Raw genomic sequence first — 10,503 nt, 5'->3', positions numbered from 1 at the left:
GCTCCACACCTACAATCACCACCGCGGCCACACAGCACTCGGTGGACACCCACCAGCCAGCCGCGTTCCTAACCTCTCAGGTCAGTACACCTAGTCCGCGCGCCCGAACCGACAACCGAGCAAAGGGAGCCGGGTAGGAGCCGACAACAGCCCCTCCCCAGGTGTCCCCCACGCGGGCTTGGGGCTGCCCCAGCACCGAAGGTCGGCAGAGTCGAACCCGCCGCGTCCGATCCGGGTCACCGGGCCACACCAGTCCGTTACCCACCGTGCGGGGGAGATTAGGGGCTGTTCTGCCGCGTGTGCTGCGACACTAGCCGTGCTTCCGAGTCGGGGTCCCGCACACCGCAACGAGCGGGACGGCTGTAACCCCGGCTCCGCGGCATGCGATGAACAGTCGCCCCGGCACCCGGTGGGGCAAGCTGTGAGACCTCGAGAGAGTGAGAGATCAGGGTCGATGGTCGTACGAATCTACAGCCATCCTTCCCAATACCCCGATCCGCTGACGCCGCTTAGCTTTTCGCCGATGCGCGGCAGTCAAAGCTTCGAAACATCATCAGTGTCGGTACCGTGCGTTAGCCTCCTGAGAGGACTCTCACTTCGCACGTCCCAGTGCGGGGGTACTCCTCACCAGGCCCTTCCCGGGTCACCACCCTTTGACGAGCAAGGACACCCCATCTGATGGCAGTGACTCAGCAGGAGATCGAGAACCGGTTGTGGGACGCCGCTGACGAGCTGCGCGTGGCGATGCCCGAAGCGCAGTATTCCTCGGTCGTCTTCCCGCTGATGTTCTGGAAGTACCTGTCCGATACCTGGGAGCATCACCATCAGGAGTTCCTGGAGGAGAACCGGGGCTTGGAAGACCTGTCCGACGGGGAGGCTCGCGAGATCGAGTACCGCGACTACCAGTCGTTCGAGATCCCGAATATCCACCCGGGCACCGTCCACGAGCGCCGCGCCTCGTGGTCATCGATCCTCGCCACCATTACCCAGCCGGGTCTCGGCCAGCGGGTTCGTGCTTCCCTGCAAGCCATCGAGACGGCCAACCCCGACAAGTTCTCCCGGCTGTTCGGATCCATGACCTGGACCTCCGAAGAGGTGTTGCGCAGTGAGGTGTTGGCAGCGGTCATGCGGGCGATGGACCGCGTCCCGAAGATGCACGAGGGCAACATGTCCCACGACGTGCTCGGTGGAGCGTACGAGTACCTGCTGAAGCGGTTCTCCGATGGGTCCGGCACCCGCGCCGGCCAGTTCTTCACCCCTCGTGAAGTCGTGGAGCTGCTCGTCGAACTCCTCGATCCCAAAGGGTTTGAATCAGTGTACGACCCAACCTGCGGGTCGGGCGGCATGCTCATCGCTTCTGCGAACCTCCTGAAAGCCCACGGCGGGCGGGGTTACACGCTCCGCTTGTACGGGCAGGAGTCTGTTCTGGACACAGCAGGCGTGGCACGCATGAATCTTTTCATGCACAACCTCACCCAGTTCCAGATAGAGGTCGGTGACACCTTGAAAGAGCCGCGGTTCAAGATGCCGGACGGGTCGGTCGCGCAGTTCGACGTAATCCTCGCCAATCCGCCTTACTCCCTGAAGTGGAAGCCCTGGAACAAAGACCCGCGCGCCATCGGCGGGGTCGCCCCGCAGTCGACAGCAGACTGGGCGTTCGTACAGCATATGATCGCGTCGATGCACCCGACGAAGGGACGCGCTGGCGTCGTCCTGCCACACGGAGTGCTCTTCCGAGGCGGTCAGGAAGCAGCCATCCGCCAGCGCGTCCTGGACGATGACCTTCTGGAAGCCGTAATCGGCCTACCAGCGAACCTGTTCTACAGCACCAGCATCCCCACGGCGATCCTGCTCTTCCGTGCACACGGATCGAAAGCAATGGAGCGGAAGGACGGGGTGCTGTTCGTCGATGCCTCCAAACGGATCACCAAGGCGAAGAACCGTAACGTTCTAACCCAGACGGACATTGCCGATGTGGTGGCCACCTACCACTCGAACTTCGATTCCGATGTCGACTCTGTTTGCACCTCTGGCAACGGCACACTCCCAGCACGATTCGTCCCCACCACGGAGATCGCGGCGAACGAATACGACCTCAACATCGGTCGCTACATCAAGCAGACCACGGCTGAAGCCGAAGACCTTGGCACGCTCATCGACGCCTACAACATCGCCCGAGCAGAGCGCCAGAAGGCCGAGCAACGCATGCTCGCAGTCCTCGCTGCCGCCGCGATCGAGGGCTTCGATGAGTGATTGGCGCAGTGTGACAATCGGTGAACTGCTGACCCTTGAGTATGGCAAGCCACTTCCTGAGGCCGCCCGAGACGGCCAAGGATTTCCCGTCTACGGGAGCAACGGTATCGTCGGCTTTCACTCTCAGGCACTGGTGAAGGGGCCCGGTGTCGTAGTCGGGCGAAAGGGCTCGTCGGGGACGGTCACGTTCAGCGAGAGCGACTTCACCCCTATCGACACCGCCTTCTACGTGTCGATCAAAAACCGCTCCGAGATTGGAATGGAGTTCGTTTACCACCTGTTAGCCAACGCGAAGTTGACGGAACTTACTACCCAGACTGGGGTTCCCGGGCTGTCGCGTAGCAGGGCGTACGAAGTTCGAGTAGCCGTGCCCCCGCTACCGGTGCAGTTGCGGATCGTCGAGATGATCGGTGCGGTCGATGACCAGATCACCGCACTCGACGCTGAAGCCGAGTCGTTGCACGCGGTGCTGCGGCGACTTCGCACCGAACTGGTTGACGACCAGGGCGTTCCTACAATCCGTGCTGACGAGGCGTTCGAGATCCGGATGGGGAGACAGCGGGCGCCTCAGTATGCCGCCGGGCCTTATATGACGCCGTACCTGCGTTCCGCGAACGTGGGGTACGGGACGCTCGACCTGACGGACGTGTTGGAGATGAACTTCGATCCCAAGGAACGCCAGGTGTTCGGTCTAGTGCCCGGCGATGTACTTGTGTCCGAAGGTAGTGCGAGCCAGTCCGCAGTCGGCATGCCGGCGGTGTGGCGTGGAGAGCTGCCCGGACCTATCTGCTTCCAAAAGACCCTCATGCGGTATCGAGCCATCGAAGGCATCAGCGTCCCGGCGTTCGTGAACCATTGGTGTTTGTGGGCCTACGAGTCAGGCACATTCCTAGATACCGCTGGTGGCACCAATATCAAACACATCACCGCCATGCGTGCAGTCCGTATGCCGGTACGTCTCCCAAGCGTCGCAGACCAGGTGCGGATCGCCGCAGAGCTCGACACGATGAGCGAGGCCGTCGCCGCTGTCCGGGCCGAGGAATACCGGCTGCGTGCTGTGCGGGCGCGGCTGTTAGGGGCACTGTTGGACCGCACTATCGACCTCAAATCCGCGGAGTCAGAGAGCTAGCGCAGTGGCTAAGGGCATTCGAGAGCGTGAGTTCCAGAACCGGATGGTCCAGTGGTCCCTCCCGCTGGGGTGGGCCTTCACCGCCGGTAGAACATTGCCGCGCGAAGCGACGCAGACCGTAATCACCTCCCAACTGCGGGACGCCATCGTCCGGCTCAACCCTGCCGTGATCGACGGTTTCGACGTGGACGCCATAGTCGAGGAGATCGTCGCCACGGTCAACGCTGTCGAAGGCGGGCTGGTCCGGGCCAACGAGCAGGTGCTGCACATATTGCGCGGGCTTAAGGAATTCCGGAACGCCGACGGTGTGTGGCACGGGTTGAGGGTCATCGACTTCGAGCACCCGACTGACCCGAAAGCCAATACGCTGGTTGTGTCGGACGAGGTGACGATCACGGTGCCGGGCAAGACTTCCCGTCGGTTCGACCTCGTGTATTGGGTCAACGGGTTGCCTCTCGTCGTGGTCGAGGTGAAGTCTCCGACTGCGAAGTCCGGGTGGGCGGACGCAGCGCGGGAGATCAACAACGTGTACGCCACCGAGTACCCGTGGTTTTTTACTCCCAATGTCTTTTCCGTTGCCTCCGACGGGCTGAAGTTGCGGTTCGGCGCTGCCGGTGCACCGACGAACCTGTGGCAGCCGTTTCGGTCCACCGCCGACGACGAGAACCTGTCCGGGCAGCCCGATGTGCAGCGCTCGGTCGAACTGTTGATGAACCCGGTCACTGTCCTGGACATGTTGGCTAACTTCGCCTTGTTCGACACCTCCGGTGGAGGGGTCGACATGAAGTACCTGCCCCGGTACCCGCAGATGGAAGCCGCGCACCTGATCCACAAACGGGTCCTGGAGGACGGGTCGAAGGGCCTGATCTGGCACCATCAAGGCAGCGGGAAGACGCTGCTGATGGTGTTCGCCGCTTCCCTGCTGTTGGCCGACACCCGCACCGAGTCGCCCACGATCATCCTGCTGTCGGACCGGACCCAGCTCGTCCGCCAGACCTCCGGAGTATTCACCTCGGCGATGGGGGATGCCTATTTCCACCAGCCCACCACAAGCCAGGAGTTGCGTTCGCTGCTGGCCGACGACGTGCGCGGCGTCATCTCCACGACCGTGCACAAGTTCGCCGACGTCGGCAAGAACCTGTCGACTCGCAGCAACATCATCGTGATGGTCGACGAGGCACACCGCACCCAGTCCACACGGTCGAAGTCACTGGCCGGGCAGATGCGTGCAGCGTTGCCACGAGCGAAGTTCTTCGGTATGACGGGCACCCCCGTCCGAAACCTCGCCACCGACACCTTCAGCCTCTTTGGTGCGGAGACCGACCCAAGCAGGGTACTGCACCGGTACTCGGTGTCCAGGTCTCTTCTGGACGAGGCCACCGTGCCGGTCATGCTGGACCCACACCCGGTCTCCTTCGAGATGAACGACCGGGAATTGCAGACCGAGTTCGACCGGTTTGCCGACGAGTTCGACCTCGATGATCCTGATCGCGAGACCCTGTCCCGCAAATTCGGGCGACTCACCTCGGTGTTCGCCAACCCCGATCGTATCCATGCGGTCTGTCAGGACATCGTGGACCACTACCTGGCCGGCCCCTACCGCAATGGCCTCAAAGCGCAGGTCGTCGCTTACAACCGTGAGCTGGCCGTGGCCTACACAGACAAGATCAATGAGCTGCTCGCCGGCTTCGAGACTTCACAGGTGCTCGCTGCGGTCGGGAAGCACGACCGGATCACTGCCGAGGTGAACATCTCCGTCTCGGACTCCAAGGACGAAGACCCCGCTATGCGTCCATTCCGGCTTTCGGAGAATGAGGAGGAGGAACAGAAGCGGCGGTTTCTCAGGCCAGACGACCCGCTGTGCTTCCTGGTAGTGACCGCGAAGCTGATGACCGGGTTCGACGCCCCCAACGAGGGCGTCCTGTACCTCGACAAGCCGCTTAAGGCCCACAGCCTGTTCCAGACGATCACCCGCCCGAACCGCACGTGGGTGTCCCCGACCGGATTCGTGAAAGCTGCCGGTGTCGTCGTGGATTACATCGGCCTGGCCGCAGAGGTCCAACGAGCCGTCGCCGACCCTACTCCGGCGGAGGCCGACCGAGGCGGCGGGTTCGTCATCGACGTGTCCGAGCTGGTGGCCGAATTCCGCACCACCTTCGCCTCTATCGAAGACATGCTCGCGGACGTGGACGGCCTGGACCTCGCGGTCCACGGCTACGAATCCGTGCGAGCTATTAACAGTTGCCTTGATGCGAATCCTGGCGCCGCCGAAGTGTTCACGAAGAACTACCAGCTCCTGGCCCGGCTGTACCCATTCGTCAATACTGACAAGCGGATTACCAAGTATCAGGACGGATTTGGACTGTTCGGGTCCGTCTACACGACCCTACTCAAGAAGTCCTCCGACGAAGATCGTAGGGAACGGCTGGGCGAGCTGGGGCCGATGGTCCTGGAGATCATCAATGGCCACGTGCACTCCTTCTCTGTGGTCGCCTCCCAGGAAGAACCCCTTGTCCTGGACGCCCAGGGCATCGCGATCCTTAAGGAACTGCTGGCACTTGTCCGCCGCAAGCCCGGCAAGGGCGACGGCGAGGAAAAAACGCCGCCGTCCGCAGCAGAAATCCTTCGCCACATCAAGGCCGCACTAGATGAGGGCGTCGAACCAGGATCTGCGAAGTACACCGCCCTCGCCGAGCGGATCAGGCTGCTGCGTGACCGAATCATTCAGAACTCTCACGACGCCCTGGAGTTCTTGTCCGAAGCGCTTCGAATCGCTCGCGCCATCGTGAACGCCCAGAAGCACCCCGACGAAGCTGTCGTGCTGGACGATGACCACGTAGGAGTGCTAACGCGAATCATCCACGACCATGCGCCCTCTGGGCTGACGGTCACCGAGCGGAACCTGGCCGAAGAGATCGACCGGGTGGTTACCAACACGCTCGCTCGGTCGTGGGACAACGCCGACGCCCGTAACCGGGGGGCCCGCCGCGCGACCGCCGCCGTTTTCCGCCGGTACATGTTGAAACCAGTGGGCGAACCGTACGACTCCACCGTCGCCTATATCGAAGCGCATTACCTGGTCGACTGATATGGGTCGATGGAGGCGGAGATTTCGTTCACGGGGGGTTTGATCTCGTTCGATATGGCTGTGTTCGATTTGCGACGTATCGGGACAGTTTGTGCCGCTTGATGTTGGACTCGTGGCCGCCGAATTGCCAAAACTTCTTCCGCTCAACGAACCAGCGGCATCGCATAAGCTAACTGCTGCCGCCGATCACGCCACGCCCACCTCGCGCGTTACGACCCAACCGACCAGCAATCGGTGTTCACCGCGATGGTTGGCGACCAACCGCTGAGCGTCGCGGATGCTAGCTCGTTCGGGGGGTGACGGGACTGCTGCGTGAGGAAGTCACGACCTGCAAGGCATCAGATGCGCACGCCAATTCACAACTGGTGACTGCGCTCATCGAATCTCCCCAACCGGGCTCATCGAAATGCCCCACCCGTGAGCGGTCCTGATTATAGGGGCTGCCGGTTCCCGGTCGTGGCTCGGCGGAGGTTGTCCGCGGTGGCTTGGTGGTCGCGGAGCCGGTAGGAGTCGCCGTCGAGGTTGATGACCATCGACCGGTGCAGCAGCCGGTCGAGCAGGGCGGCGGCGACGGTGTTGTCGCCGAGGATCTCGCCCCAGGAGCCGACACCGCGGTTGGTGGTGATCACGATCGAGGTCTTCAAATAGCGTTGCGACACAACCTGAAACAACGCTGAAGCGGCTTCGGCCGGCAAGGGGAGATAGCCGAGTTCGTCGATGACCAGCAGCGCTGGGCCGGCGTAGAAACGCATCGTGGTCGCCCAGCGGCCCTCGATCGCCGCCCGATGACAACGGGCCGCGAGATCGGCGGCGGTGGTGAAGTAAGTGCGGTAGCCGGCATGCGCGGCTGCTCGCGCCAAACCGGTGGCCAGATGCGTCTTGCCGGTGCCGGGCGTGCCGATCAGCAATACGTTGGTGGCGGTTTCCAGGTAGCGGCAGGTGCCGAGTTCGTCGAGTAGCGGCCGGTCGATGCCGGACGCGGCATCGACGTCGAAGTTGTCGAGCGAGGCCGGGGTGGGCAGGCTGGCGAACCGCAGCCGGCCCGCCAGGCGGCGGGCTTCGGTGTCGTCGACCTCGATCCGCAGCAGTTTCTCCAGCGTCGCTGTCGCCGAAAGGTTCTGTGCGGTGGCGTCTTCGAGGACCGACGGCAGTGCTTCGGCGGCGGCGTGCAGCTTGAGCGTGGCCAGGTGTGATCGGAGTTGCTGGTAGCGGGTCGCGGTCTCGTCGGCGCCGACGGCTTTCGTGGTGCGGCGGGTGGCGGTCTTGGGGGCCGGGGTGGTCATTTGCGGCTCCTGGCGGTGGCGGCGCGCTCGTAGGCGGCCAGATCGGTGACCGTCGCGCCGGCGGTGTCCGCGGCGGTCGAGACGGTGGGGTCGGTGGCGGCGCGCAATGCCGCGGCGGCGGCGCGCGCGGTGTCGCCGGGCGGGATGCGTTCCTTGCGGCGGTGCGGGCGGCCGGTATTCGCTGCCGCCATCGCGGCGGCGCCCAGCGCGACGACGTGGCCGTGGTCGCGGACGGTGGCGCCGAGACCGTCGGCGGCGCGTTCGTGGCGGGCGATCACGATCCCGGCGGTGGTGGCGATATCGATGTGGTTGCCGCGCAACGGTTGCGCGACGACCACCGTCGCGGAGGCGAGTTCGGGTGGGACCGAGTAGCGGTTGCCTCGCCAGGACACCATCGCCTGCCGAGACGCGACGCGGGGTTCGGCGACCATCGCCGGATACGGGTCGGCGGGCAACGGCCGCAACGGTTCGGACGCCGCGACCGTCGCGACGCTGGCGCAGCCGTCGGCAGTGGGCCGCAGCCGGGTGTCGCCGCGCAGCGTGCAGAATTTGTCGAGCGAGGCTTGGGCTTGCTCGACGGTCGTCTCGTCGGCGAGTGTGCGCCACCAGCGTTGCGCGGCAGTGTGATTGGCCTTCTCGACCACGCCTTTGCGGTTCCCGCGCCGGGGCGGGCAGATCGCCGGCAGCACGCCGTAATACTTGGCGACCGCGGCGAACGACGCGGTGATCTGACCGCTGGCGGGGTGGCAGACCGTGGACATGCGGTCGAACCTCCACGACCCAGTCACCCCGCCCAACGCGCGAGCGACCCGGTCCAGGCCCTCGATCAGGTGCGGCTGATCAGTCGAGGGGGCAAGGTAGCCGCGCCAGCGACCGGAATGCGCGAGGGATCCGACGAGCAGGTGCGCGTTGGCACCCCACCCCCATGAGGCGGGCGGGTTCGGCAGATCGACCCAGTCCCACTGGGTTTCACTACCGGGCGGGTGCTCGATGACGGCGTTGGGGCGTTCGGTCGTGGCCCGGCACGCCTGGCAGACCGGACGCAGTCCGCGGGCGCGGATGTTGCGGGTCAGCGACTGATACGACAGCGGGAAACCCAGTGGTTCCAGCTCGTCCATCAGCGTCTGCGCCCACAGGTGCGGGTCCTCGGCCAGGCGGGCGGTCACATACTCGACAAACGGCTCGAACGGGTCCGGCAGATGACGTTTGCGGACGCCGGGAGTGCGTTCCCCGGCCAGATAGGCGCGAACAGTTTTGCGGTCACGGCCAGTGTGGCGGGCGATCTGGGAGATCGTCCAGCCTCGGGCGCGTAGGGCACTGATTTCCACATCTTCCTCACGTGTCAACATGGAAAAGCGGGCCTCCTCCGAGGTGAATCTGCTGGTCAGGTGTGGTAACCACCAGCATTGGAGGAGGCCCGCCCTTCACGGCGGAGCCACACGGACAAATGGGGAATTTCGGTGAGCGTCAGCGGGGAAATTCAGCGAGCGCCGTCACTGGTAATCGGCTTCAATGACCAACCGCCCTACAGGGAATCACAGGTCAGGCCCGTTACCATGTTCACAGTGCCCCGCCGGGGGCACTGTGAACATGGGAACAGATTTTCCCGGCGCGGTGCCGGGCGGCGGCTGCTTTGTCTGGCAGGTGCCGCCGATCTGGTCGGTTCTTGGTTGTAGTGCCATCGCGGTGCTGGTGGTTCGGTGTGCGTGGTTGAGCGTCGCGCCGGTCAGCGTGATGCGGTACCGCACGCGGTTGGCGGTCTTGTTGTACCTGATTTCCAGTTGTAGGGCTTGGTAAACATCGCGGGCGATGTGTTCGGGTAGTTGGTCGATCCGGATTTCGCCGGTGGGTAGCGCATCGATCAGAGTGGGGTTGGGCTGTTGCTGCTGCTGGGTTTCGGCGTCGGCGAGTTGGGCCTGCAGGTCTGCTAGGTGGTCGCGTAACTGGGCACGGCGTTCGCTGATGTCTCGGATCAGGTCTTGGTCGGGTTCGTCGACGAGTTCCAGGCTGCGGACTAGTCGCTTGATTTTGGTTTCGGTGTCGGTGATCCCGTGGCGTAGCGCGGTGATCCGTTGGGTGTGTTCGGTTTCGGCGTGGGTATGGAGGTTGGCGTTGGTCAGCAGGGCGCGGCGGTAGTCGCCGAAGACGTGCTGGTTCAGGAATGTGTTGAGGTGTTCGCTGATGTCGTCTTCGCGGACGAAGAACGAGCCGCCGGTGGGATGGCCTTCGGGGATGTAGCCCTTTTTCGCGGCACACACGTAGTAGGCGGCGACGCGGCGGGTCTTGCCGAACATCCGCCGGTTGCACAGGTCGCAGTAGAGATGGGACCGGAACCGGTAGGAGCGTTTGGTTTGCGGGTGAGAGTTCGCCCCGGCTCCGCGCCGTGAGTTGTCCCGGGTCTTGCCGCGCTCTTGGACTGCGACGAACAGGTCGAGATCGACCAGCGGTTCGTGGACTGGCTTTTCCGACCAGACCCACTCCGAGATCGGGTTGGCCTGGTTCTTGTTGGATTTGCGGCCCCGCCGGTTCCACACCTGGTGGCCGGTGTATTTGGGATTGGACAACACACCCGCCACGTTCGACCATGTCCATCGCCCCACGGCGGCGTTCGGATCGACGGGCACGGGCGCGGCATTGGTGGTCAGATCCAGGTTGTGAACCGCCTGTAAGTGTTTGTGGTGGCTGGCCTGGGGCTGGCTGGCAGGGTGGTGCTGGTTCTTCAGACCGGGTGTGACTCGTGAATCGCCTGG

General features: G+C 63.9%; 6 protein-coding genes. 3 read left to right on the top strand and 3 right to left on the bottom strand.

All coding sequences use genetic code 11. The annotated features are described in order from the left end of the window. Positions 1-678 precede the first annotated feature (678 nt). The 3 genes from ACWDSJ_RS37500 to ACWDSJ_RS37490 are packed head-to-tail and all read left to right on the top strand — an operon-like array spanning position 679 to position 6,470. Positions 679-2,253: a type I restriction-modification system subunit M gene (locus tag ACWDSJ_RS37500; RefSeq protein WP_064908885.1), complete on the top strand. Its 1,575-nt coding sequence runs from the start codon at positions 679-681 to the stop codon at positions 2,251-2,253. Next, positions 2,246-3,382, top strand: coding sequence for a restriction endonuclease subunit S (locus tag ACWDSJ_RS37495; protein WP_082976512.1), 1,137 nt, complete (start codon positions 2,246-2,248; stop codon positions 3,380-3,382). The genes ACWDSJ_RS37500 and ACWDSJ_RS37495 overlap by 8 nt, the downstream gene beginning before the upstream one ends. 4 nt (positions 3,383-3,386) lie before the next feature. Next, positions 3,387-6,470 (top strand): type I restriction endonuclease subunit R, encoded by a 3,084-nt coding sequence (locus ACWDSJ_RS37490; RefSeq protein WP_064908886.1) that lies wholly within the window; start codon positions 3,387-3,389, stop codon positions 6,468-6,470. 431 nt (positions 6,471-6,901) lie between these two features. On the opposite strand, the gene istB is transcribed toward ACWDSJ_RS37490, so the two are convergent. The 3 genes from istB to ACWDSJ_RS37475 form a co-directional block, all read right to left on the bottom strand. Then, positions 6,902-7,753, bottom strand: coding sequence for an IS21-like element helper ATPase IstB (istB, locus tag ACWDSJ_RS37485; RefSeq protein WP_064908887.1), 852 nt, complete (start codon positions 7,751-7,753; stop codon positions 6,902-6,904). Next, positions 7,750-9,102: a Mu transposase domain-containing protein gene (locus ACWDSJ_RS37480; protein WP_064908888.1), complete on the bottom strand. Its 1,353-nt coding sequence runs from the start codon at positions 9,100-9,102 to the stop codon at positions 7,750-7,752. Before ACWDSJ_RS37480 ends, istB begins: the two co-directional genes overlap by 4 nt. A 186-nt stretch (positions 9,103-9,288) precedes the next feature. Further along, positions 9,289-10,503, bottom strand: a 1,215-nt coding sequence (locus tag ACWDSJ_RS37475) for a recombinase family protein (protein WP_450037607.1), incomplete at its 5' end; no start/stop codon positions are given.

It is taken from the genome of Nocardia sp. NPDC003482 (assembly GCF_053588115.1).
The sequence above is the reverse complement of the archived record's forward strand: the minus strand, read 5'-3'. Positions and strand labels throughout refer to the sequence as shown.

Bases quoted from the DNA above. Each gene is read 5' to 3' on its own strand.
- ACWDSJ_RS37500 (WP_064908885.1), top strand. From the start codon at position 679: ATGGCAGTGACTCAGCAGGAGATCGAGAACCGGTTGTGGGACGCCGCT.
- ACWDSJ_RS37495 (WP_082976512.1), top strand. From the start codon at position 2,246: ATGAGTGATTGGCGCAGTGTGACAATCGGTGAACTGCTGACCCTTGAG.
- istB (WP_064908887.1), bottom strand. From the start codon at position 7,753: ATGACCACCCCGGCCCCCAAGACCGCCACCCGCCGCACCACGAAAGCC.
- ACWDSJ_RS37480 (WP_064908888.1), bottom strand. From the start codon at position 9,102: ATGTTGACACGTGAGGAAGATGTGGAAATCAGTGCCCTACGCGCCCGA.